The organism is Eubacterium ruminantium (genome assembly GCF_900167085.1).
In the GTDB taxonomy this organism is placed as follows: domain Bacteria; phylum Bacillota; class Clostridia; order Lachnospirales; family Lachnospiraceae; genus Eubacterium_Q; species Eubacterium_Q ruminantium.
In genome coordinates this window covers 177,013-201,355 of sequence record NZ_FUXA01000008.1, presented here as the reverse complement: position 1 = coordinate 201,355, position 24,343 = coordinate 177,013, and the positions used below count along the sequence as shown (strand labels likewise).

Below are 24,343 nucleotides of genomic sequence, written 5' to 3'. Positions count from 1 at the left end.
TTTACCCTTTTATCTTCTATATGAGTTTGTCGATCTCCATTTTTATCTTTGAATGAATTACTTCGACACTCTCTGTAGCATCAAGCCTTATTATTCTGTCGGAATCGCGTTCCGCCATCTGTCTGTAACCTTCCGCTACTTTAATATGAAAATCTATCTTTTCGCTTTCCAAACGGTCAAGCTCAGCCTGATTCTTCTTCCTTGCAATACCTACTTCGGCAGGCAGATCAAGTAAAAATGTTTTATCAGGAAAACGACCTCTTGTAGCATATTTATTTATCTCATAAACCGTTTCAACTCCAAGCCCTCTGGCGATTCCCTGATACACAGCAGAGGAATCAACAAAACGGTCGCTTATTACACATTTTCCTTCCTCCAACGCCGGAAGTATAACTTCACTGACGAGCTGGGCTCTGGCTGATGTATAAAGAAGAAGTTCGGTCATGTAATCCATTTCCTTATATTCTTTATTTAAGATTATCTCTCTCACAGCCTCGCTTATTCTTGTTCCGCCCGGTTCTCTGGTTATGATGCATTCTTTTCCGTTTTCGGACAAATAATTTTTCAGGAGTTCTATCTGCGTTGACTTTCCTGAGCCATCAGGTCCCTCCATCGAGATAAATATACCTTTCATCGATTTCCCCTTTGATTAATTACCATTCTCTCTGATAGTATTCTCAATTACTATCTGTTCCTGATCATAAATATGCTTACGCATTATCTTCTGCGCAGCTTCTTTATCACCTCTGAATATTGCCTTTGTTATCTCATCATGCTCTGTTATAAGCTTGTCGTGATAACTGAATACCTTAACATATTCAAATCTATATCTGTAAACCTTTTCTCTAAGGTTCATTGCCATAGTGATAAGTCTCTGATTCTGTGATGCTTCAAATATTACATCATGAAATCTTTCATCTTTTTCAACGATTGCCGGAACAAGCTTTGAATTGATTGCTTCTTTAAATTCAACTCCGGCTGTAAGAAGTTTTTTCTTACCTTCGTCATCTATTCTTTCACAAGCGAGAACAACAGATAATTCTTCAAGTGCCATTCTTACTTCAAGAGCATCTCTAAGATCTTTAACTGTTATATTCGCAACTTCTGCTCCTTTTCTTGGGATCATTACGACTAACCCCTCAAGCTCCAGCATTCGTATTGCTTCTCTGACCGGAGTCCTGCTTACTCCAAGATTCGCCGCTATCTTCTCCTCCATCAGTCTTTCTCCCGGCATAAACTCACCTTTGATTATTGCATTTCTTAGTGTCCGGAATACAACCTCCCTAAGAGGAAGATATTCATTTTGATCCATTTCGAGTTTCATCTATATTCTCCTGCATATTTTATTTGTATCTGCCTTGCCCAAAATGATTGCCGCAAGGACTTTATTTATCTATATCAGATTTCTTCACGGCACCTACCGTAAAAAGATCTGAAATATATTCTTTTTCCTGTAATATCTGAACAGTCCTCCATGCTTTCTCTTTACCGCTTAAAGTTTCACCGTTTCCTGTTCCTTCATCCACTGTTTCGTCTGTAAATATACCGAATACAGTTGGTCCGCTTCCGCTCATAAGAGCATTCAGCGCTCCATTTTCCTTCATGATATTTTTAATCTCTTCAATCTCCTGATGCTTCGGAATTGATGCATCTTCAAGAACATTTCCGAGTCTATCTACTATGCCGCAAATATCGCTGTTTCTTATTGCTTCTGCCATCCCGTCAATATCAGGATGAACTATATCCTCCTCAGGAATCGCATCGAAGTCGCCATATGCTTCTTTGGTAGATATTCCAAATACCGGTTTTGCAATAAGGAAAGTAAGATCAGGAATATCGGGAAGCTCTGTAAGAACTTCACCAATTCCTTCGGAAATCATGGTTCCTCCGGCTATACAATACGGAACATCCGCCCCAAGAGTGACACCTATCTCTCTAAGTTCTTCCTCTGTGAGATGAAGGTCAAATAATTTATTCATACCTTTAAGAGCCGCTGCACAGTCACTGCTTCCTCCTGCCATTCCGGCAGCTATGGGAATATTCTTGGTAAGCTTTATAAGAACACCGTCCTTGATACAGTACTTATCCATGAGAATCCTGCAGGCTTTATAAATAAGATTGTCCTCTCCCAGTGAAAGATCGGGATCATTGGTTGCGATGATCTTTATCTCAGGTTTTCCCGCTGCATCGCACTGATTTTTTGAATCACCGCTTACTTCTTCAATCTTCTCAAATGAAAGAGTGTCATAAATATCAACCGACTGCATTATCATCTTCACCATATGATATCCATCATCTCTTCTTCCGATGATGTCCAGTCCAAGATTAACTTTTCCGTATGCTTTATATTCTACCATTTTGTCTTTACTCACCTTTTATCCGGTTCTGTATACAATATACATTTTATGTTTTATTATTATAATTTGCAACTTAATTTATCAAAGAAAAACAGCCTGTGTTCAGCTTATTTACTTACTTTTTGCCGCTTCTTACCGAGTAGCCGCACCTGATATCGTGAAGTATTTCAGCAACATGCTTTTCCTCGATTATTTCATAAGGTGCTATGATCGGAATTCCGGGCGGATAAACATATATATAATCCGTCACTCTTCTTCCCACAGCATCCTTTATCTGAAAGCTGCCTTCAGATGTATCGACCATGAAAATTTCTTCAGAGCCGCTGCCTGATTCATCTGATTCATTATCAACTAATTCATCCAAAATCCTTAGACTTTCAATAAGCCTGTCAAAATCTTCGTCTCTATCCATTACAGTTGAAATGAATACCAGATAATCATTTCCTGCCATCTCAACCACAACACCTGTTTTTTCTTCAAGAAGTTCGGATGCTTTCTTTCCCGTAACTCCCTTTACAAAAATCACAAGTCTTGTAAGATCACCGGCACCAAACAGTCTGAGATTCCTAAATGATGATTCTCTAAATTTATCTCTAAATCGTCTTATCCTATCAAAATGCTTTATAAATTCATTTCTGTTTTCATCGCACCAGGCAATGCATTTTTCCATCGCCTGAAGGAATATATAAGAAGGTGAACTTGTCTGAAATATCCTTAAATATCTCTCAACCTTTTCAGCGATTTCTTCTTTCCCAAAGCCTTTTACTCCTGCGTTTTCAGCAATATGTAAAACCGCAGTCTGCGTATAACAAGGCAGGGTTTTATGAAGACTCTGAATAACTATATCCGCTCCTTTATATAAAGCGCTTCTCGGGTAGAGAGCGGTACTGTCTCCGTCATCATTTGCTGCATTTTTCTTACTGCAGCCGGTATTTTTACTCACAACCGTTACATCGCTGTTCTCACCGCAGCCGGTATTTTTACTCGCAACCGTTACATCGCTGTTCTCACCGCAGCCCTCTTCTTCGTAAAAAGGAAAATGTGCACCATGCGCTTCATCAACTATCAGTGGAATATTATATTCATGAAGGCATTCACTGATTTTCTCTATATCAGAAATTATACCTTCATATGTCGGCGACGTGATGATACAACATTTAATATCAAGATATGAATTCTTCTCTATCGCACTTCTTATATCTTCTGCATCAATCTGTCCGTCTATACTTATCTCATCCGAAACCCGCGGATAGATATATACCGGTTTCACACCTGATAAGATCAAAGAATTAAATACCGATTTATGACAATTTCTGGCTATCATAATGGCTTTTTCTTTAGCCGATTCTTTACCATTTTTACCGGTACCTTTGTGCATCCCTTCAAGACAGGCAAATATAGAAGCAAGATTACCTGATGTGGAACCATTAACAAGATAATATGATTTAAAGGATTTATATACCTTTGTCATTTCATCCATCGACTGCTTTATCATCTCTTCAGGATGATGAAGATCGTCCATTCCGGGAACCTCAGTCAGGTCATGTCCGAATGCATCACTGTGGAAATCATTTCCCCAAGGTGCTGCCTTTCTCTTATGTCCCGGCATATGCCACGGTATCTTATTATGCCCTTCTTCATCAGGACTTTTACTACTTTCCGCCGAAGGATCAGAATAATTTAAATATTTATTTATCGCATCATTTATATATTCTTTCATTCTGCCACTTGAATCTTTACTTTACAGATTGATTGCTTCAAGTATAACCTTTGCCATATAATCGAGCTTTTCCCTGGTCATTCCCGGATAAACACCTACCCAGAAACTTCTGTCCATTATAAGGTCTGTATTTGTAAGATCTCCCACAACGCGGAATCCCTTTCCTTCTTTACGCATTTCATCAAAGCAAGGATGCTTGATAAGATTTCCTGCAAAGAGCATTCTTGTCTGAACATTTTTTGATTCAATATATGGAACAACTTTCTTTCTATCTACTCCATCGCGGCATGTAACAATAAAACCGAACCAGCAAGGATCCGAATTTTCCTCCGCAACAGGTAATATAAGCTTCTCTTCAGCTCCGCCATTTGCAAGCTTTTCATACAGATATTTGAAATTCTCTCTTCTCTTTTCAGCAAACTGAGGGAACTTCTCTAACTGAGCAACACCTACAGCTGCCTGCATATCTGTGGCCTTAAGATTATATCCGAAATGTGAATAAACATATTTATGATCGTAGCCCTTAGGGAGTTCGCCATATGTTCCATCATATCTATGTCCGCAAAAATTATCATGACCCGGAGGACAGATACAATCACGTCCCCAATCACGCATAGATCTGATAATCTTATGAAGCAGTGGGTTATTGGTATAAACCGCACCGCCTTCTCCCATGGTCATATGATGTGGCGGATAAAATGAAGATGTACCGATATCACCTATAGTACCAGTCTGCTTTGTCTCGCCATCTATAGTATAGAGTGAACCGAGGGAATCGCAGTTATCTTCAACAAGCCAAAGTCCGTGTTTATCACAGAAATCCTTCACCTTTTTGATATTGAATGGATTTCCTAATGTATGAGCCATCATTACAGCTTTGGTCTTTTCTGTATATGCTTCTTCAAGAAGATCGGTCTTTATGCTGTATCCCGGTATCTCAACATCGATAAATACAGGAACACATCCATACTGGATTATAGGATTAACTGTTGTCGGAAAACCTGCAGCAACAGTTATAACTTCATCCCCCCGACGAAGAGCTCTTTCACCTAAAAGCGGTGAAGTGAGAGCTGCAAATGCACAAAGGTTTGCACTTGATCCCGAGTTAACAAGACTTACAAATCTTACCCCGAGATATTCGGCAAATTTCTTCTCAAATTCTTCCGTATATCTTCCTGCTGTGAGCCAGAATTCAAGGGCCGAATCAACAAGATTCACCATTTCCTTTTCATCATAAACTCTGCTTGCATAAGGTACTCTGTCGCCTTCTTTAAAATTCTCATCTTTTTCCTGTTGTTTCTTTAAATGAAATTCTCTGGCATATTCTGCAACCTTCTCAAGAATCTCTTTTCTCATTTCTTCTTCGCGCACAGATTATTCCTCCGTATATATAAATATTCATAGTTTCATTTTTGCATTATATTTATGGGCACTCACCCACTTATATCTTATCATATTACAGGACTTTTCCCTACAGTTTTTTTTATAATTTCACCTTGAATCAAGTTTTTCCAAATGCTGATCACATCCGGTTAAATATATATTTTTATGTGGGAACTTTAGCTTAGATATAGTATAATGATAAATAGTTTTTTACTATAGACGGATATCAGTTTTCAAACAAAAAATGAGGTGAACTCTAATGTCAGATATATTAGATTTTTATAAAGGAAAAAAGGTCCTTATCACAGGACATACAGGCTTTAAAGGTTCATGGCTTACAAGAATCCTTGTTAAAGCCGGTGCAATAGTAACAGGATATTCTTTAGATGCTCCAACAAAGCCAAACTTATTTGATCTTGCCGATATAGCCGATAAGATCGACCACGTAATCGGAGATATCAGAGATCTTGAGCATATATCAGCGGTTTTTGATAAGGCTGAACCTGAGATAGTATTCCATCTTGCAGCTCAGCCAATCGTAAGAGAATCCTATAAAGACCCTGTCGGAACCTATGCTACAAATGTAATGGGAACAGTAAATATCTGCGAATGCGTGAGAAATCATCCTTCAGTAAGATCATTTCTCAATGTCACAACAGATAAAGTATATAAAAATAATGAGTGGGTTTGGGGATATAGAGAAAATGAACCTCTCGATGGTTTCGATCCTTATTCAAACAGTAAATCATGTTCTGAACTTGTTACTCACAGCTACATCAATTCATTTTATGACAGCGAAGTATTAAGAGTATCAACAGCAAGAGCGGGAAATGTTATCGGCGGCGGTGATTTCGCAGTAGACAGGATCATCCCTGATTGTGTCAGAGCGGCCGAAGCAAAGAAGAATATTATCGTTAGAAATCCTTATTCAACACGTCCTTTCCAACATGTCATCGAGCCACTTGCAGCATATCTCATGATTGCAAAGGCACAGTTTGAAGATAAGAAATATGCAGGTTTCTACAATGTTGGCCCTGATGAAAAGGACTGTGTTACAACCGGAAATCTTGTTGATATTTTCTGTGAAAAATGGGGCGAAGGATTAAGCTGGGAGAACCGTTCCGATAACGGACCCCACGAAGCAACATTCTTAAAACTCGATTGTTCATTACTTAAAAATACATTCGGATGGCAGCCGAAATGGGGCATACAAGAAGCCATCAATAAGACAGTCGAATGGACAAAGATCTATCTTAGCGGTGATGATATACCAAGTGAGATGGATAGAGAAATCGGTGAATTCTTTAATTAGAATTCACCGATTCTTTTATTTAATCCTCTGCTAAAATTTTATTCTTAGTAGCGATCATCGCTACGATATATCCTATAAGCAGAACTATACTGAGTACTGATAAAACTCCGAGATATAAGAATGTCGCACCTCTGATACCATTTTTGCTGACTGCATTATCAACAAATAAATATGCACTGATCGCAGCTATTATATGTCCCATGAGTATCATCTTCTGTCGTCTCATGATAGTAAGAAAACTGCTTATGACGCTTACAAGACCAAGGAGACCGCTGCATACAACTATTATCATAAGGTTAAATCTCTGTCCCGGAAGACTTGTATTATAGAGAAGTGATATTACAGGTATTCCCAGGAAGTATGCACATACCATACCGAATAATGTAATGCCTATATTGAATAAAGTGATCTTCATGAAATTTGAATGAAACTTTTTCAACTCCTTATCATTCCACAGGCATGAATATTTATAATATATCGGATTTAATATAACCTGTATCAAAAGGCTTACTATAAATATCGGCATTTGGATATAGTTAAATGTATTAACCGAAGCGGGATCCATATATTTATCAATAGCATCCTTTGGAACCGTGCTTATAAACTGTGTGATAAATCCTACAAGTGCAAGTGGCAGTGTCGCAAAAAATATCTTTCTGATATTTAACATTTTTACATCAGTTTTAGTTTTTTCCCTGTATTCCGGAATAATATTCTTTGTAATCGCGATACACCAGAAAAGTAAAAAGAAATTGAAACCTGCTGCTACCGCATATGATATGAGAAGATCATTTGTTATGAATATCATGATAAGTAAAACTATCAAGGAAATGACCATTCTTGTTACCATTGCTTTACTTGCTATATCCAATCTGCCTTCTTTTTGATACTCACCAAAGTAAACGTCTTCCCAAGAATCAGGAACTCTGTAAAGACATATAAGCAGAAGAATTATCATTTTATACATCGTAAAACTTCTGTCAAACGTCATATAAATGATATATCCTCCCGCGGACAGCATCATTGCAATTGTACACATCAGCCTGAATACTCTATATTCGCTGAAACTGAATTCTCTTTTAACATCTGAAACCTGGTATCCTCTTGTACCGAATTTTCCGATTGTCAGAAATAGATTTGAATATGTATTGCCCAGGGTGAAAAATGACATCGCTGCCCCCTTAGCTCCCATGAGTCTTGAAATGATCATCATAAGAAGAACCGGCTGTATAGCAAGGTTTGCGCAAGCTACCAAGTTCCATAAGCCGGCTGATCGAGAAACATCTTTTGATTCTGTTATAAATTTTCTAAGTAATTTCATGTGTATAAATTTTCCCCTTAAACATCAACAACTTCAACCTTGTCTGTTGCTGCAAGCTTCACTACTGAATCAAATTCTTTCTGATATTCTTTATACATTATACTTGGATCATAACGTAACATCTTTATCTTCTTTTCTTTAGGGACATTCATTATCATAGTAGAAGGGATAGTAAAGATTATATCCGTCTCATCATCTATAAGGCTATAGAATAATTCACCCGGAACCATTCGATTGATGATAGAAAGATTAACCACGTCACTCTTATAATCATAACTATCCCGAGGATGAGTCTTGATATAAACCTTCTCGCCCTTATATTCTTTTTCAAGCCATCTGAGGAAACTGTGAATATCATCATTTTTCTTGGTGCTGGCAGTAATTCCGCCGAAAACAACAGCTTTTCCTTCAAGCTTTTCGACCTCATATACATCTGCAACCAGCTTCCTGTACCTCGGTAAAATCTCAGGATCGTTATATAATTTTCTTATTTCTTTGAAATTTTTCTCTGAAAGATTATCCGGATTAGATGCATACTTGATTGCATATTCATTCAGCTTAAAATTCCTCTTACCTATACTGTTAAGCAAATGCATATAGAAGAACATATTTGCTGCTAAATTTACAGGGAACTTATAATGAAATGAAATATTAACATAATCCCAGCTTCCGTCTTCAAGTATTATGATCGGAGCTTTTTTATGCTGATGCATGAAGGCACACCCAAGCATAGAGAAAGAATTCTCCGGACAATATAACTGATAATCATTTTGACCTACTACGTCGATAATGAATTTATCAAAATACTTCTGTTTTCTGAATGTAATATAATGTATTCCAAGCTTCATAAAAGCTTTGATCTTTGCGCCCATAGATGAATCAAGTGTTGACTCATCGCAGATATAGACCTTCTTGAAAAGTCCACTCATCTCGCACCTTTTTGCAAGGTCTTCCATTGCTTCCGGAGTTCCGTCCACATAACGAACTACCACATCCCAATCATATTCAGGATGTGTAAGTACAACCCATATAAGCTGTAAAAATCTGTATGGTCCGGTAACTTCACCAATAGCACGTTTCTTCATCTTTTCTCCCGCGATTCACCGGCCCATATAAACCGGTTATCTTTCTATATTATGACTGCTCAGCCTTTAATGCTTCCACAGTCTTCCTGATTCCTTCTTTAAAATCCGTTTTAGGTTTCCATCCCGTATCAGCAGTAATTTCACTAATATCTGCAACAAGGTGCATAGGCTGATGTGGATAATAAGGTATTTCTCCAAATAACGGTTCAAGGGACGGATCTATGATATCTCTTATATCGCAAACATATTCCGATAACCTTCTTCCGTTGCCGCTTCCCAAAGGATAAATTTTTCCGTCTACATCCGACTCAGCCAGGCTAAGTATCGCCTCAGCTGCATCATCACAATACAGATAATCCCATATCTGCTCACATTTCGTAAGTTTTGGCTGTCTTCCTTCCATAAACTCATTTATCAGATAAGAAATAAGAGTATTCTTTCCGTCTCCCGGTCCGAATATACTTAATATTCTTACCCATGCAAACCTGATATCATTCTGTTTGCAGTAAATAGCAGCAAGCTTTCCCGCTGCAAACTTTGAAATACCGTATCCGCTTTCCGGATTAACCTTTAGTGATGTTGTAAGATCCACTTCACTTGGTCCATACTCTGCCTGTGAACCTGCACCGATGAACATCCTGCATCCCATTCTTTTAGCCAGCTTTGCAGCGGAAATGGTATGCCCGATATTTCTAAATTGAACCTCTGCATCATCACGACTTGCACCGAAGGTCTTCTCCCAGGCAAGATGTATGAAAAAATCAGCTTTGATATCCGTTTCAAGTGAATCATATTCATTCACGCTACACTCAATGATCCTGACATTTTCCATCTTTTCAATATGTTCTTTTCTGCTTGAGCCCGGATTGATCAGACATATGATCTCATGCTTTTTTTCTATTCCCATTCTTGCTATAGCAAGACCTATCATTCCGGTAGCACCTGTGAGAACTATTTTCATAATTACTCCTATTTAACGGACTCGACCTGCTTTGTTAATCTCTCGATTCTTGCAGCGTCCTCTGTTGCCATAGCTGTATAATAAGCCGATTTAAATTTCAGATAATCCAGCTCAAATGATAAGGCAGTAGTAATTGCTTTCTTCAGAAATTCCGGATTATCATTCTTTGAAATAACAACTTTTCTCGTCTCAAATCTATCTATAAACGGATTCATACGAATGACAAAAGGAATTGATTCTATACCGATATTTCCTCCGAAATTCGTGATAAGTCCTCTCGACTTTGCCTTCTCACAAAATTCTTTTGTAGCATTAAATACAGGCTCTGTCTCTATGTCCTTCTTTTCTATATCCATAGATGCTGAAAGATCGCTTCTTCCGACAGTAACACCTGTCAAAAATCCTTTTCCTTCATCAAGGATGTCATCGAAATTCTGAAGGCAGGTCTTTGTTTCAGCATTGATGATTCTTTCAATTGAGAAATTATCATTTTCAGCCTCTTTATAAACCTTTTTGACTGCCCCCTTAAATTTCTTCATGGCAAATGGTGTCTCGATCATAGGTGCCATAACACCTGTTGCGTCAAGGAGTTTGCACTGATCAAGATCATGAACCGCCTCACATCCGCCTATTTTTATGATAAGACCAAGTCCTACTTCTTCAACAAAATCACGAAGCATAATGAGCTCGTCTTTTCTTGAACCTTCTGCCTCGAATTCAGCTTTTATAGACACTACCCCGTAATCCTGTTTAAGTGCCTTTAAATCATCCACTATACGATGTTTTAAGTTCATCCCATAACCTCCGCCTATACTTCATCAACCATTGGAACGATCATGATCTTCTCAAGTTCTTCTCTAGGAAGAAATGGAGCAAGATCCTCAAGCGGTGGACTGACAAGAGTTCCGTCAGGAAGCTTCTTAGCCGAACTCTTTGGCTCCCATCTCTGTACGGTATCCGTAAATATTTCCACAAATACCGGTCCTTCCATTCCATTAACTTTATCTATCGTTTCCATCATTTCTTTATTTGAATGAGCTTCAAAATATTTATATCCGAAAGCTTCAGCTATCTTCTTAAATTCAGGGAATGAAAGATCTCCTGATTCAGGTCCGATACCAACCTTCGAATGCTCACTGAAAAGATTGGACTGAGTGATTCTGATCGAATGATAACCTGAATTATTGATAAGGTAGATCTTTATCGGAAGCCTGTTTGTTATGATGGTCTGTAATTCCTGAAGATTCATCATTATAGATCCGTCACCCTCAAGGCAGATAGTCTCTTTTCTGCCTGCTCCAAGACAGGTTCCTATGGCAGCCGGAAGACCGTAACCCATACTTGCAATAGCACTGTTGTTGGCCATCCTGCTTCCCTTCTTGATCTCATAAGCCTGGTTTCCTACTACACAGCAGGCACCGTTAGATACTGCTGTATAAGAATTCTCAGGTAAACTATGACTTAAATATTTGATAAAGGCATAAACATTCGCTGTTGAACCATTTTCTTCCCACTGTTCAGGTCTGACAACCGGATAATCTTTCTTCCATGACTGACAGATCTTATTCCAGTCCTCATGTATATTTATAGATGATTCGATCGTTTTATCCATTTTAAGAAGGAAATCCTTAGCATCTGCCCAGATAGGAAGGTCAACATGTATAGTATGTTTCTTCATCTCGGCTTTATCTATATCAACCATGATAACCTTTGCATGTCTTGCCCAGGTTTCCCAGTTGTATCCTACCTGTCTGATGGATATTCTTGTACCGATCGCAACTATAAGATCTGAATTCTGAATTGCCCAGTTTCCGGCTCTGTCGCCCATATTTCCGGCACGACCTACATAAAGATCATTATCATCTTCAATGAGATCCACCGCGTTCCAATATGTTACGACCGGAATATTAAGCTTCTCGATAACTTTCCTGAAACTGTCATATCCGCCGGAAAGTCTAATTCCGTAACCTGCATATAATACAGGTCTCTTTGCTTTTTTTACAGCTTCTAAAACTTCATTTATCGTATCAACAGATACTTCAGGCGGAAGATAAGCATCATCTTCCTTCTTTGTTTCATAATTCTCGCCGTCAAATTCAATAACATCAGAATCATTATCCTGATAACCGATAAGGTCATCCGTCTCGATCATCATACCCTGATAATTTACCGGTATATCGATCCATACAGGTCCCGGTCTGCCTGTTGTTGCAAGATGAAATGCTCTCTCAAGATGGTATCTTATAGTGAGCGGATTTTCGATCATAACAGCATATTTTGTCATTGCGCCCACAGCCTTTGTGATATCGAATTCCTGATCACCTACAGCTCTTAGAACTTCTCCGTCGGTAAACCTTGCGGTATATCTGGCAGTAGTATCATATCTCACCTGTCCGCTGATGATCATCATAGGTAAAGAATCCAGCCATCCGCATGCTACACCTGTTATAGCATTTGTTCCGCCGGGTCCTGTAGTTACACAAACCGCTGCGATTTTATTGTCAATTCTCGCATAAGCTTCTGCTGCAATAGCACACGCCTGCTCATGATGGTTATAAGTCACATGCAATCCCTCATGATGTCCGAAGGCATCATTTAAATGCATCGCTCCACCGCCTACAACACTGAATATATCTTTAATTCCGTGCGAAACAAGAAAGTCCGCAACGTAATCAGCAAGTCTAATCTTCATTTCCTTCACCACTTACATTTTTATCTGAAATGTTTTCTTTTTCCGTTTTTTCTTTACTATCCTTATCATTCTCGAAATTCAAACGTTCTTCCTCTATAACAAGGGGTCGGTTCATTATTCGTTTATTGATGCTCATTACATATTCTCCAAGGAAACCTATGAAGAACATCTGCATAGAACTGAATATACAAACCGCTATAAGGATAGGCGCCATACCGGCAACAAATCTGTCCCAATAATAAAGCTTTAAGATCAGATAAATAAGGCCGATGGTCATACTTGCAATAGCAAATAAAAATCCAAGGAATGTCGCAACTCTCAGTCCACCTTTGGTATAAGATGTAAAACTGAGCATGGCAGCATCATAAAGAGAGTAGAAATTATTATGTGTTTTTCCTGCTCTTCTTCTTTGCTGTTCATAAGGAATATCAACTCTCTTAAAACCAAGCTCCGCTACTATTCCTCGAATGAATGGCGTAGGATCCTTCAGGTCTCTCAGTACATTTACGAAACTCTTATCATAAAGACCAAATCCCGTAAAGTGCTCAATCTGTTCAACTTCAGACATTTTCTTTATCATCTTGTAATAGCATGTTCTGAAGAATCTCATTATTTTATTTTCTTTACTTGTGGTTTTTATAGCACAAACGATCTTTGCGCCCTTTTCCCATTCTTCCAGAAATCTTGGTATCATTTCTACAGGATCCTGAAAATCATAGCACATAGAAATAGTGCATTCTCCTGTAGTCTGAAGAATACCGTAATAAGGAGAATTAAATTGTCCAAAATTCTTGGCATTAAAGATAACTTTAACATTTTTATTCTTCTCGGCTATACCTCTGAGAAGCTCTTTTGTACCATCTTTTGAACAGTTATCTATAAATAGCAACTCATAATCATACTCAGTACATTCTGTTTTAAAAATATTATCTATGGCTTCGCTCATAGGAACAACATTTTCTTTTTCATTGTAGCATGGTATGAGAACACTTACCTTTTTGCGTATACTTTTTGTCTCTTGCGTCATCTCATTTTCAGACATATCGATCACCAACTATCCTAATCATTCCATTTTTTCCAAGGAGCTTCTCCGTTCTCCCAGATCTTCTCTAAGAGATCCTTTTCTCTCTTGGTATCCATACACTGCCAGAAACCATTATGCTTATATGACATAAGCTGTCCCATGTCAGCAAGTTTTACGAGAGAATCTCTCTCAAGGACAGTATCATCGCCTTCGATATAATCAAAGATTTCAGGTTCAAATACCATATAACCTGCATTTATAGGACTTCCGTCAAGCGCATTTTTCTCACGGAAAGAACGAACAGCATTATCGCCCCCGATATCGAGAACACCTTTCTGCTGCTCAATTATGACAGAAGTAAGTGTAGCCATCTTACCATGTGATTCATGGAATTTAAGAAGTTCTCGCAGATCAACATCACACACACCATCACCGTAAGTCATCATAAAGCGCTCATTACCGATATATTTCTGTATCCTTTTGATACGTCCACCAGTCATGGTATAAAGTCCGGTATTAACAACCGTAACCTTCCATGGCTCTGCATGCTGATCATGAACGATCATCTTATTGCCTTCTGTAAAATCAAATGTTATATCAGATGTATGAAGGAAGTAATCTGCAAACCATTCCTTTACAATATGCTGCTTGTAACCCGCACAGATAACAAAGTCATTGAATCCATAATAAGAATATTCCTTCATTATGTGCCAGAGTATAGGCATGCCTCCTATTTTTATCATAGGCTTTGGTACATATTCTGATTCTTCGGAAATTCTGGTTCCGAAACCACCTGCAAGTAATACAACCTTCATAAGCATTTCTCCCTGTTCATAATTTTATTTCATAATAATTTCATAGTGTTTTTCATTAGTTTTATTTCATAATAATTTCATAGTGTTTTTCATTAGTTTTATTTCATAAGTTTTTTTCATAGATTCCGGATAATTTACCGGATAATTATTCTTTAATCGTAAGCTCCTGATTCTTGATACTTACTCTTGCTCCCGGAGCTATGGATGATGTGATAAATGCATTACCTCCTATCACAGCACCTTTGCCGATAACGGTTTCTCCACCAAGAATAGATGCTCCCGAATAAATAGTTACATTATCTTCAATGGTAGGATGCCTCTTGGCACCTCTCAGTCCCTGTCCGGCACTTGTTGAAAGAGCGCCTATAGTAACGCCCTGATATATTTTTACATGTTCACCGATTATTGATGTTTCACCGACAACAACGCCTGTTCCGTGGTCGATCATAAGATATTTTCCAAGTGTTGCACCCGGATGAATATCAATACCCGTTCTGCTGTGGGCATACTCTGTCATTATTCTTGGAATAAGAGGAACATTTAAAAGATATAACTCATGAGCTATACGATTTATGGTAGTCGCTCTGAGTCCCGGATAAGAAAGAACGATTTCCTCTTTATCAAATGCAGCCGGATCACCCTGGAATGTAGCCTGTACATCCGTATCAACATAGTCCCTTATCTTTGGAATAGTCTTAAAAAATGCAATAGTCAATTCTTCAGCAGTATTATTTAACTCTTCATAGTCAAAAATGCCACTGACAAAACCTTCATTCTTTTCAGCCTCTTCCTTTTTTGCAATATAATCAAGTCTATGCTGTAATGCTATTCGAATCTGCTTTTTAAGATTATATATTACATCCTCTATAAGAACCGATATTCTGTTATTATCATCATAACTCTTATAGACCTTACTTCTGTAATATCCCGGGTAAATGATATGAATGATCTTATTCAAAATATCTACGACAGCATCCTTGTCCGGCTGTCCGTGAACATTTTGAGCATCAATATCTCTTCCCTTTTTATAATCATCCAGTATATTTTCAACTATATTCTTAACTTCAGTCTTTAACCTATCCTCTTTCATACTGCTATCCTCTCAATGCAGCGGTCAAATATTTTGCCCAATTTAAACCCTTATATACATCGTCATGAATTTTGTATCATAATTTCGTCAAACCGGCATACTCTGCCCGCATGTAAATATATTGATAATATAGCATTTATTTACTGTTTTTTCAATGTATTTGGCGTATATAGACCTCTTATGTCAGAATTTATAAATCAGTTCACGTTCAATTCTTTCTCCGTTAACCATAACCTTAAACTTACCGTTAACAATCTTGAATTTATCATCTTCAATCATAGAATCTTTGCCAATGGCATTATGAAGCTCTATTCTTGTATCAACACTGATAAGAGATACCTCAGATACCTCTGTATCACCATTGATTCCTCCGAAGATAAAAGCCTCCTTACCTACTGATTCCGCCCTTAGTGATGCAATTTCAATATCGATCTTTGATGAGGCATTATATGCACCCATACATGTTGAATTCTCGCTTCTTATATTAAATTCGGCATAAGAATCATTGATAAATACTTCTCCGACTTCTCCGCCTAAGGTTCCCATTCCTACAAATTCCTTGGCATCTCCGTTTATCTTTACAGAAGTTTTTTCCACTCTTACCAGGGCATCTTTAGTTAAAGAGCCGATTCCGACTCCCTTAGATACAGAGAGTTCAGCCTCGAATGCACAACTCTTAACAAGGCAATCCGTATGTCCTTCAAGATTACCCACACCAACACTTTTTATACCGTTAAGTGTGATTCCGAACTGACCGCCTTTAATTTTTATTACTCCTCCAAGACCGGAACCGATTCCGACTCCGTTGGTTCCGTATCCGTATATGTTAAGCTTTCCGGCATGTAAAAATCTCAGTTCGCCATGTCGGGATTTCATATCATTTCCTATGCCGAAATAGTCTTTACTATTCAGCGTAATGGTCATATTTCCATTTCCTTCAAGCGTAAATTTTGACGACTCCGGAACCATGATTCCGGCATTATCAAGAATATTATCACCCTCAATAGCCAACACAAGCTCTGCATGCTCGCCAACCTCTATACATGGTCTGTTCTTAACGTTTGAAAGATAAACATTTTCCAGTGTTACTCTTCCGGAATACCTCGGCTCGATCCTGATATGGATATCAGTTTTATGAGATGGCATGCCAACAATCGTTACATCATTATATACCATGCCTTCGCGGCCGATAACGATATCGGTGCATCCATCATTTGAAAGGTTGAGAAGTGAAATTCTGTTAGTCTTTCCGGCAACATAGATGCTCTTCACCTTACCGTCGCTTCTTTCCTGATGATATGATTTGATCTCGCTTATCTTTTTCTCATCTATGTGTTCCAAAAAATTCTCTGCAGGTTTCGCAGTATAATATCCCTGGATAAGATCAACTCCCAAATGAATTACCGTTCTCAATTCTTCGGATGTTTCAACGCCTTCTGCCAGAGCCTTGATTCCGTTATCATGGCAGAAGTTAATGATCTCTCTTACAAAATGCTCCTTCTGCGGCTTATTTTGAATATCACTCAAAAGGCTTCTGTCAATCTTAACGTAATTCGGAACATATCTAAGCAGGTTACTGACATTTGAATATCCCGTACCATAATCATCTATGGCAATCTCGATATTATTTCTCTCATAGAATTCCTTGAGATTATCAAGTTCTTCTTCCGAAAGTTCAGCTTCTTCAGTAAGTTCCACAACAACGGTGTCACAATGCTCGGAAAGATTTTTCTCAAGTTCGTCAATATCTTTGACACTTATGCCCGGAATACTGTTGATAAATATCTTGGCACCATTTATTTTTTGTTTACTTTTTTCAATAATATTAAGAACATTTCTGAACGTAGCAGTCTCAACATCCGACAACCTGTCCATCATACCGGCAAACTTAAGGATAACCAGTGGCGGTATAGGTTCTCTGGTTGTAGAACGCATCAATGCTTCATAAGAATAGATGCTTCCGTCCACAGCGCTTACTATCGGCTGGAAGTTATATTTTAGAAGATTATTATCAAGTATATCTTTGACTGTCTCGTATTTCTTCTTATCATCAGTACTTAGATTCTCATAGACCTCGCTGGTCTTCATGAACTTACCGGTTCTGAGCTTATAGATCTGCTCCTTGACCATATCCATGGTACTGTGTCGCCTCAGAACCTCAAGACCTCCGGAAACTAAATTGATCCATCTGCGATAATTCTCGTCATAGGTTTTGGGTTTGTTGCAGAAACCGACCACTGCATAACCAAAGCATCTGTCTTCAAAAAATACAGGATTGAAATAATAAATATATGGCTCATCTTTTCGCACATAGATATCAGGAAGCATTTCTGACGTCTCGAATGTATCATCCATGCTTACGAGGTTGTCGAGATTATTCCTGTTATATCTTATGGCATGTACCATTTTCTTCGGATAGCCTTCATTTTTAGGTATATAAACCTCATTTTGATTAAGATATTTGAGGCTGCTTACAAGACAAAGATGGAAACAGTCAGCATCTTTTATCTGATAAGCATATGAATATACAGAACTGATGTAATCATTTATATTGGTTTGAAGCAGCAGATTCTCGAACATGGTATTATTTACAGACTCAAATCCTTCCGAGGAAATGTCTGTATCCCACTCATCTCTCTTCAAATTGTATGTAGGCATATTTTTATTGAAGCAGCCACAGCTCTCTCCGAAAAGGGCCCGGGATTTTCCCTCAAATTTTCTGAGTAATCTCTTTGCTTTAAGATCAAAAAGACATTCAACCGAAAATGCACCAAGCTCCGACGCCGGTGAAAGATATGAAGTAAGGCTCCTAGGACTTGTCTGTCCCTCTATAATAGAATCCGCACCTACAATCAAAATGTCTTCCGGCACTCTGTAACCTCTGTCAGTCAGTGCCTTACAAAGCCCTATAGCCATCTGATCATTTGCACAGATAATGGCTTCCGGAAGCGGTTTGTTGCTGTTTATAAGAGAAAGCAAGCACTGTTCACCACTGGTATACCAGAAATCACCTTCGATGATCCTGTCATCCGTAACATTTAATTTATGACTTCTCATGGATTCAAGAAATGCAGAAAGCCTTTCATTTGAATGTCGGTGCCAGCTTTTTCCCGCAAGAAATGCAATGTCTTTGACACCGTGATCTTCAATCAGATGATTCGTAAGTTGAACCATAGGATCATAACCATTTATATATACACTCTTAAAGTACTTACTTTCTTTATCAACAACCAGTACAGGTTTATCATATGTATCTTTAATACGCTGCTCCAGTTCTTCGGCAGCATCCTCCGATTGTATCGTATCCTTCAGAATAACAATCCCATCAAAAAAATCAGGATTAGCCAACGTGAAAATATTGGAATCCCCCTTTTCACGCGAGGCTGTATCCTGATACTTTTTAAACATAGAAAACACACAGACATCCATTCCGAATTCGAATGCCTCTTTTGCAAACCCTTCTATAAATCTTCTCTGAAAATCTTCCTCCGGCTGTCCAACAAAGAGAGCTAATCTTTTTCTACCACCCATACACAACTCTCCCTATGAAATACATTATATATCAACCCCAAAAGCCGTTCCCCTTCGGCTAAATAATACTACCTATACTATATAATATTTTTCACTTTTATTCAACCGCCAGCACTTAGGTTTTATCCCAAATTGCCGAATTTTGTGGTATTCCGAGTAAGACCTCTTTAAGTTATAACATTCCGCTTGCAAGGCTGTAAAAAGCTATAGCAAGCACTATCGCCGCATTAAGAAGCGCCCACCATCCGCTTATATCTTTTTTATCGACATAATTAGGTGCCTTGTAATCTATATGATTTATAAACCGGTGCATTTCATCTATTGTATTTTTGTTTATACTTTTTACAAGTTCATTAACTTGTAACTGCTCTTCTTTCGTATGAAACAGAGCTGTTCTGCTTTTATCGATCTTTTCAAATTCACCGAAAAGTCTTTCGTAATCACTTAATTTTCTTTTGAGAAATTCTCTCTCATCATTAATATTAATGGTGTGATATTTATCTCTGGCATCGTCCCATTTTTTTGCCTTCCCCGTATAAAGAAAGTACATATAACACTGCTTAAGAAAATTTATCGAGCATGGCAAAAGAATACATACGGTTACTAAGAATACAAAAAACATAAGTATTACATGAATTACCGCCAGTATTGATCTCCATGTTGTAATAAGTTCCGGAGCTCTGAAAAAAAGCATTTCCACTATAATATATAATGCATAAACCGCTATGCATATCCCAACATATATTGCGGAAGTTCTCATTCCTGAAACAACTTCTTTTTCTCTGGTAAATGTTGTCTCATACTGAAATTCATACTCATCCTTGACATGTCTTGCTCGAGAATACAGGCTGACGACTTCCGTGTCATCAATGCCTGCATCATCGAAGTAATAAACATTTTCAGAACTTTTCAGAATCTTATCAATCTCCTCCGGATCACCTTTTAACTGTAACCCCATTTAGATTAAAATTCCTCCGTAATATCGAGTGAATGATTAAGATTAAGTTCACGACATGCTTCTATAAATTTATCGAGAGGAACACCATTTGCCTGCTTATTTCCTCTGATATTGATTGAAACAGTTCCTTCTTCAGCTTCCTTATCACCGAGAACAAGGATGTATGGCTCCTTATATTTCTTGAATCCCTTGATCTTGTTCTTCATATTTTCATCAGAGTAATCAGCTTCAACTCTTACTCCTGCTGCACGAAGAGCCTTCTCAACTTTCTTTGCATATTCATTATGCTCTTCTCTGATAGGAACGATTCCTACCTGATATGGTGAAAGCCAGAATGGGAATGCACCCTTGAAGTTCTCGATAAGTATACCGATGAATCTTTCAAATGAACCAAAGATAGCTCTGTGGATCATAACAGGTCTCTTCTGTGTTCCGTCTGCTGCAATATATTTAAGATCAAAGTTAAGCGGAAGCTGGAAGTCAAGCTGAATAGTACCCATCTGCCACTCACGTCCAAGACAGTCCTTCATCTTAAGGTCGATCTTAGGACCATAAAATGCTCCGTCGCCTTCATTTATCTCATAATTTCCTTCGCCGTATTTCTTATCAAGAATACGCTTTAATGATGCTTCGGCAGCATCCCAGAGTTCAGGTGAACCCATGAAATCTTCAGGTCTTGTAGAAAGCTCTGCTGCATATGTAAGACCAAATGTTTCATAGATATATTTTGCGATATCCATGATATCTCCGATTTCAGATTCGATCATTTCTTCTGTAAGGAATGTATGATCATCGTCCTGATGGAACATCTGTACACGGAAAAGACCATTTAACTCACCGCTCTTCTCACGTCTATGAATAACCTGTGTCTCGCTGTATCTGATCGGAAGTTCCTTATAGCTGTGAAGTCCGTTCTTATATACGTTGATAGCATTTGGGCAGTTCATAGGCTTGATAGCGTACTGAACATCTGTATCTATAACTTCTTTATCTGTCTCTTCATCAACATTTGCTGTTGTTACAAGGAACATATTTTCCTTATAATGTCCCCAATGTCCTGATGTCTCCCAAAGTCTCTTGTGGTTGATCACAGGTGCAAGGATTTCCTGATAACCATGCTCTTCATGAATTCCTCTCCAGAACTGAAGCATAGCATTGTAAAGCTTGAAACCTCTTGGAAGCCAGTATGGCATACCCGGTGCAGACTCATCGAACATGAAAAGTTCCTGCTCAGGTCCGATCTTCTTGTGGTCGCGCTCCATAGCTTCTTTAATAAATGCAAGATGCTCTTTAAGTGCATTCTTGTCAGGATATACATAAACATAAATTCTCTGAAGCTGATCAAGCTTTTCATTTCCTCTCCAGTAAGCACCTGAAACAGACTTAACCTGGAAAGCAACATTCATAAGTTCCTCTGAATTAAATACATGAGGTCCGCGGCAAAGATCTACATAATCATCACCTGTGTAGTAGATTGTAAGAAGTTCATCTTCAGGAAGATCTTTAATGATCTCATACTTGAACTTCTGATCCTTGAACATTGAAAGAGCTGCATCTCTGCTGATCTCCTCACGACGGAAATCCTCACGACGCTTAATGATCTCTCTCATTTTATCTTCAATAGTCTTGTAATCATCTTTAGTTACTGTTCTTGGAAGTACAAAATCATAGTACATTCCATCATCAATCTGTGGTCCAATAGCATACTGTACATTTTCCTTGCCGAAAATCTCGATAACAGCTTTTGCAAGGATATGTGCCATCGAATGGCGGTAGTTAGCGAGGAAATATTCTCTGTATTCCTCTTTAGACATATCTTCTCTTGACATATTTTTCTCTCCTTTATAATAATTTTTTACAATGTTTTTCATCTGATAAATCATTTCATGATTTATCAACAAAACCCGGTTAACCATTCGATAAATCATGAAAGGTTTTTTCATCCGGTTAATCATTCGATAAATCATTTCATGATTTATCAACAAAACCCAGTTAAGCATTCGATAAATCATTTCATGATTTATCGAATGTCGCACGCTCGTCAAATACATGCCCCTTCGGGACATGTACACCCTCTAAAGAAGCAAGTCCTTTCATGCAAGCATGAGGCCTTTCTTCTTTAGAGGGAGCACATGCTGCGCATGTGCTTGACTCGCTCAGTACGCAAAAAGCGTCCCTCACATTACGTTAGTAATGCAAGGGACGCATAATATTCTCGTGCGCGGTTCCACCCGACTTATCCGGATGATCTTCTGTGTATTTATCTACTGTAAACATCTGTCAATGTTCAAAGTTCTTCATAATAGAATCATCAAACCGAATCTCTCATTATGATTATAACGGAATCACCGTACCTGTTTGCAGGTCTCTCCGAGGTAGTTTTCGCGAAGGCTACTCAGCCGGGTGTTTACAGCACATTTTATCTTCATCCGATTATAATCCGAATGATCAATAAAAAGACACCATTCTCTGTGACATTTCACACAACCTACTCTTCTCATCAACGATTTAAATATGTGTTTAATGAATTATAGACTACATCATTATAAATGTAAAGCGAAAAATCCTCTGTTAATTATAAAATATATTATCCCTTCCAACAGTTTTATGTTATATTAATTTTACGACTTATGTTCGATATTTATTTGTTCTAAGGAGGATAATTATGGCAAATCCATATTTACCAAAATGGGAATATATTCCTGACGGAGAACCACGTGTTTTCGGAGACAGAATTTATATTTACGGTTCTCATGACAAAGCAGGAAACGGAGAATTCTGCGACTGTGTATTAAAGTGCTGGAGTGCACCTGTAACAAATCCAAATGAGTGGGTATGTCATGGTGATATTTTCAGAGTTGGAAAAACAAGAGATTATGATTCTGATACAGATTATACAACAGATAATTCTAAACTTTTCGCACCAGACGTTATTGAAAAAGACGGAAAATACTATCTTTATGCATATATAGAAGGACAGAACGGCTGTGTTGCAGTAAGCGACAGACCTGAAGGACCTTTCAAGTTCCTTTCACAGACAAAGTGCAATACCCCGGGTGCATTCAATGACGGTATCTTCATCGATCCTGCTGTATTCGTTGATGATGACGGAAGAGCTTATATTTACTGCGGTTATCTTAAGTCAGAATTAGCAGAACTTAATGCTGATAATATGTATGAAGTCATCGATGGTACTATCATCAAAGATTTCATCCCATCTGAAGTAGATGCAGAAGCCGGATTCGATACAAATGAAAAGTTATTCTTCGAAGCAGCTTCTATGCGTAAGATTGGCGATACATATTACATGATCTACTCACCTAATGATTGTCCTAAGCTTGCTTATGCAACATCTGACAGCCCAACAGGCCCATTCAAATTCAGAGGATTCATCATTGACAGTGGTGCTGATTATCCTGGTGGAAATGATCACGGTTCAATAATGAACGTCAACGGACAGTGGTATGTCTTCTATCACAGAATGACAAACGGAACTATCATGTCAAGACGCGGATGTGTTGAAAAGATTGAAATCCTTCCTGACGGATCTATCCCAATGGTAGAAACAACATGTCTCGGTTTTGAAAATGCGCTTAATCCTTACCAGATTACAGATGCAGATCTTGCATGTGTTCTTACAGGCGGTGCATTTATCTCAGAGAGAAATGTATTCTCACGTTTCATCAGAAATATCACAGACGAAACAATTATCGGATATAGATATTTTGATTTCGGTGAAGATTTCGGAAGCAAGACAATGGAATTCGCAGCTAAAGTTCGCGGTCTTGGCGGAGACTGCAGAATGAATATCTATATCGATGGTGTAGATTCCGCTGATAAGCTTACTACAGTTAAGACAGTTGGTAAGAAGATTGGAAGCATCACAATCGGACATGATGATGAAGTTATTACAGAAGTTGTTGAAGCCGTAACAGGTGTTCATGCTGTTTACTTCACAATCGAAACAGATTACTCAGGATGGATGGCTGATTACTTCAAGGGAAGACCACTCTTTGAACTTGAAAGCTTCGTATTTATGAAATAATTTTCTGAATAATAAATACTAAAAAACGAGTCAGATAATAGTATCAATT

Annotated in this window: 18 protein-coding genes; 2 read left to right on the top strand and 16 right to left on the bottom strand. The window is 38.2% G+C overall.

All coding sequences use genetic code 11. The features are described from left to right. Nucleotides 1–16 precede the first annotated feature (16 nt). The 5 genes from tmk to rfbH form a co-directional block, all read right to left on the bottom strand. On the bottom strand, nt 17–634 hold the full coding sequence (tmk, locus tag B5D25_RS07400; protein WP_078787328.1) for a dTMP kinase: 618 nt from the start codon (nt 632–634) through the stop codon (nt 17–19). Between the two features lie 15 nt (nt 635–649). Then, a complete protein-coding gene (locus B5D25_RS07395) occupies nt 650–1,324 on the bottom strand; it encodes a GntR family transcriptional regulator (protein WP_078787327.1) in 675 nt (224 codons plus the stop codon). 61 nt (nt 1,325–1,385) lie between these two features. Next, on the bottom strand, nt 1,386–2,357 hold the full coding sequence (gene ispE / locus B5D25_RS07390; RefSeq protein ID WP_078787326.1) for a 4-(cytidine 5'-diphospho)-2-C-methyl-D-erythritol kinase: 972 nt from the start codon (nt 2,355–2,357) through the stop codon (nt 1,386–1,388). A 115-nt stretch (nt 2,358–2,472) separates the two neighbouring features. Further along, a complete protein-coding gene (locus B5D25_RS07385; RefSeq protein WP_078787325.1) occupies nt 2,473–4,077 on the bottom strand; it encodes an aminotransferase class I/II-fold pyridoxal phosphate-dependent enzyme in 1,605 nt (534 codons plus the stop codon). Nucleotides 4,078–4,098: 21 nt separating this feature from the next. Continuing rightward, nucleotides 4,099–5,448: a lipopolysaccharide biosynthesis protein RfbH gene (gene rfbH / locus B5D25_RS07380; RefSeq protein ID WP_078787324.1), complete on the bottom strand. Its 1,350-nt coding sequence runs from the start codon at nt 5,446–5,448 to the stop codon at nt 4,099–4,101. 271 nt (nt 5,449–5,719) lie between these two features. On the opposite strand from rfbH, the gene rfbG reads away from it, so the two are divergent. After that, a complete protein-coding gene (rfbG, locus tag B5D25_RS07375) occupies nt 5,720–6,772 on the top strand; it encodes a CDP-glucose 4,6-dehydratase (protein ID WP_078787323.1) in 1,053 nt (350 codons plus the stop codon). A gap of 19 nt (nt 6,773–6,791) precedes the next feature. Here the strand turns inward: rfbG and B5D25_RS07370 are convergent, their stop codons facing one another. The 11 genes from B5D25_RS07370 to thrS all read right to left on the bottom strand — a co-directional run bounded on the left by B5D25_RS07370 (nt 6,792) and on the right by thrS (nt 22,078). Continuing rightward, nucleotides 6,792–8,093: a lipopolysaccharide biosynthesis protein gene (locus tag B5D25_RS07370; RefSeq protein ID WP_078787321.1), complete on the bottom strand. Its 1,302-nt coding sequence runs from the start codon at nt 8,091–8,093 to the stop codon at nt 6,792–6,794. 17 nt (nt 8,094–8,110) lie between these two features. After that, nucleotides 8,111–9,178, bottom strand: coding sequence for a glycosyltransferase family 52 (locus tag B5D25_RS07365; protein ID WP_078787320.1), 1,068 nt, complete (start codon nt 9,176–9,178; stop codon nt 8,111–8,113). Nucleotides 9,179–9,227: 49 nt separating this feature from the next. After that, nucleotides 9,228–10,139 carry an NAD-dependent epimerase/dehydratase family protein gene (locus B5D25_RS07360; protein ID WP_078787319.1) on the bottom strand — a complete coding sequence of 304 codons (912 nt, stop codon included), beginning with the start codon at nt 10,137–10,139 and terminating at the stop codon, nt 9,228–9,230. An 8-nt stretch (nt 10,140–10,147) separates the two neighbouring features. Further along, the gene (locus B5D25_RS07355; RefSeq protein WP_078787317.1) at nt 10,148–10,933 is read right to left on the bottom strand and encodes an aldolase/citrate lyase family protein; all 786 of its coding nucleotides are present in this window, start codon (nt 10,931–10,933) and stop codon (nt 10,148–10,150) included. Between the two features lie 14 nt (nt 10,934–10,947). Next, complete coding sequence (locus B5D25_RS07350) at nt 10,948–12,831, bottom strand: thiamine pyrophosphate-binding protein (RefSeq protein ID WP_078787315.1); 1,884 nt, start codon at nt 12,829–12,831, stop codon at nt 10,948–10,950. Further along, complete coding sequence (locus tag B5D25_RS07345; RefSeq protein WP_242943582.1) at nt 12,821–13,873, bottom strand: glycosyltransferase family 2 protein; 1,053 nt, start codon at nt 13,871–13,873, stop codon at nt 12,821–12,823. Before B5D25_RS07345 ends, B5D25_RS07350 begins: the two co-directional genes overlap by 11 nt. Nucleotides 13,874–13,890: 17 nt before the next feature. Continuing rightward, nucleotides 13,891–14,670 carry a glucose-1-phosphate cytidylyltransferase gene (rfbF, locus tag B5D25_RS07340; protein WP_078787313.1) on the bottom strand — a complete coding sequence of 260 codons (780 nt, stop codon included), beginning with the start codon at nt 14,668–14,670 and terminating at the stop codon, nt 13,891–13,893. Nucleotides 14,671–14,815: 145 nt separating this feature from the next. Further along, nucleotides 14,816–15,760, bottom strand: coding sequence for a serine O-acetyltransferase (locus B5D25_RS07335; RefSeq protein WP_078787311.1), 945 nt, complete (start codon nt 15,758–15,760; stop codon nt 14,816–14,818). A gap of 183 nt (nt 15,761–15,943) precedes the next feature. Next, entirely contained in the window at nt 15,944–19,291 is a 3,348-nt protein-coding gene (locus B5D25_RS07330) for an EAL domain-containing protein (RefSeq protein ID WP_078787310.1), read from the bottom strand. A gap of 172 nt (nt 19,292–19,463) precedes the next feature. Continuing rightward, nucleotides 19,464–20,249 carry a hypothetical protein gene (locus tag B5D25_RS07325; RefSeq protein WP_078787309.1) on the bottom strand — a complete coding sequence of 262 codons (786 nt, stop codon included), beginning with the start codon at nt 20,247–20,249 and terminating at the stop codon, nt 19,464–19,466. Nucleotides 20,250–20,254: 5 nt separating this feature from the next. Further along, entirely contained in the window at nt 20,255–22,078 is a 1,824-nt protein-coding gene (gene thrS, locus B5D25_RS07320) for a threonine--tRNA ligase (RefSeq protein ID WP_242870206.1), read from the bottom strand. An 836-nt stretch (nt 22,079–22,914) separates the two neighbouring features. Between thrS and B5D25_RS07315 the strand changes: the two genes are divergently transcribed. Further along, the gene (locus tag B5D25_RS07315; RefSeq protein WP_078787307.1) at nt 22,915–24,294 is read left to right on the top strand and encodes a family 43 glycosylhydrolase; all 1,380 of its coding nucleotides are present in this window, start codon (nt 22,915–22,917) and stop codon (nt 24,292–24,294) included. The last annotated feature ends 49 nt before the right edge of the window (nt 24,295–24,343 follow it).

Bases quoted from the DNA above. Each gene is read 5' to 3' on its own strand.
- B5D25_RS07350 (WP_078787315.1), bottom strand. From the start codon at position 12,831: ATGAAGATTAGACTTGCTGATTACGTTGCGGACTTTCTTGTTTCGCAC.
- B5D25_RS07395 (WP_078787327.1), bottom strand. From the start codon at position 1,324: ATGAAACTCGAAATGGATCAAAATGAATATCTTCCTCTTAGGGAGGTT.
- B5D25_RS07360 (WP_078787319.1), bottom strand. From the start codon at position 10,139: ATGAAAATAGTTCTCACAGGTGCTACCGGAATGATAGGTCTTGCTATA.
- tmk (WP_078787328.1), bottom strand. From the start codon at position 634: ATGAAAGGTATATTTATCTCGATGGAGGGACCTGATGGCTCAGGAAAG.
- B5D25_RS07315 (WP_078787307.1), top strand. From the start codon at position 22,915: ATGGCAAATCCATATTTACCAAAATGGGAATATATTCCTGACGGAGAA.
- thrS (WP_242870206.1), bottom strand. From the start codon at position 22,078: ATGTCAAGAGAAGATATGTCTAAAGAGGAATACAGAGAATATTTCCTC.
- B5D25_RS07325 (WP_078787309.1), bottom strand. From the start codon at position 20,249: ATGGGGTTACAGTTAAAAGGTGATCCGGAGGAGATTGATAAGATTCTG.
- rfbF (WP_078787313.1), bottom strand. From the start codon at position 14,670: ATGAAGGTTGTATTACTTGCAGGTGGTTTCGGAACCAGAATTTCCGAA.
- B5D25_RS07345 (WP_242943582.1), bottom strand. From the start codon at position 13,873: ATGTCTGAAAATGAGATGACGCAAGAGACAAAAAGTATACGCAAAAAG.
- B5D25_RS07330 (WP_078787310.1), bottom strand. From the start codon at position 19,291: ATGGGTGGTAGAAAAAGATTAGCTCTCTTTGTTGGACAGCCGGAGGAA.
- B5D25_RS07365 (WP_078787320.1), bottom strand. From the start codon at position 9,178: ATGAAGAAACGTGCTATTGGTGAAGTTACCGGACCATACAGATTTTTA.
- B5D25_RS07385 (WP_078787325.1), bottom strand. From the start codon at position 4,077: ATGAAAGAATATATAAATGATGCGATAAATAAATATTTAAATTATTCT.
- rfbG (WP_078787323.1), top strand. From the start codon at position 5,720: ATGTCAGATATATTAGATTTTTATAAAGGAAAAAAGGTCCTTATCACA.
- B5D25_RS07370 (WP_078787321.1), bottom strand. From the start codon at position 8,093: ATGAAATTACTTAGAAAATTTATAACAGAATCAAAAGATGTTTCTCGA.
- ispE (WP_078787326.1), bottom strand. From the start codon at position 2,357: ATGGTAGAATATAAAGCATACGGAAAAGTTAATCTTGGACTGGACATC.
- B5D25_RS07335 (WP_078787311.1), bottom strand. From the start codon at position 15,760: ATGAAAGAGGATAGGTTAAAGACTGAAGTTAAGAATATAGTTGAAAAT.
- B5D25_RS07355 (WP_078787317.1), bottom strand. From the start codon at position 10,933: ATGAACTTAAAACATCGTATAGTGGATGATTTAAAGGCACTTAAACAG.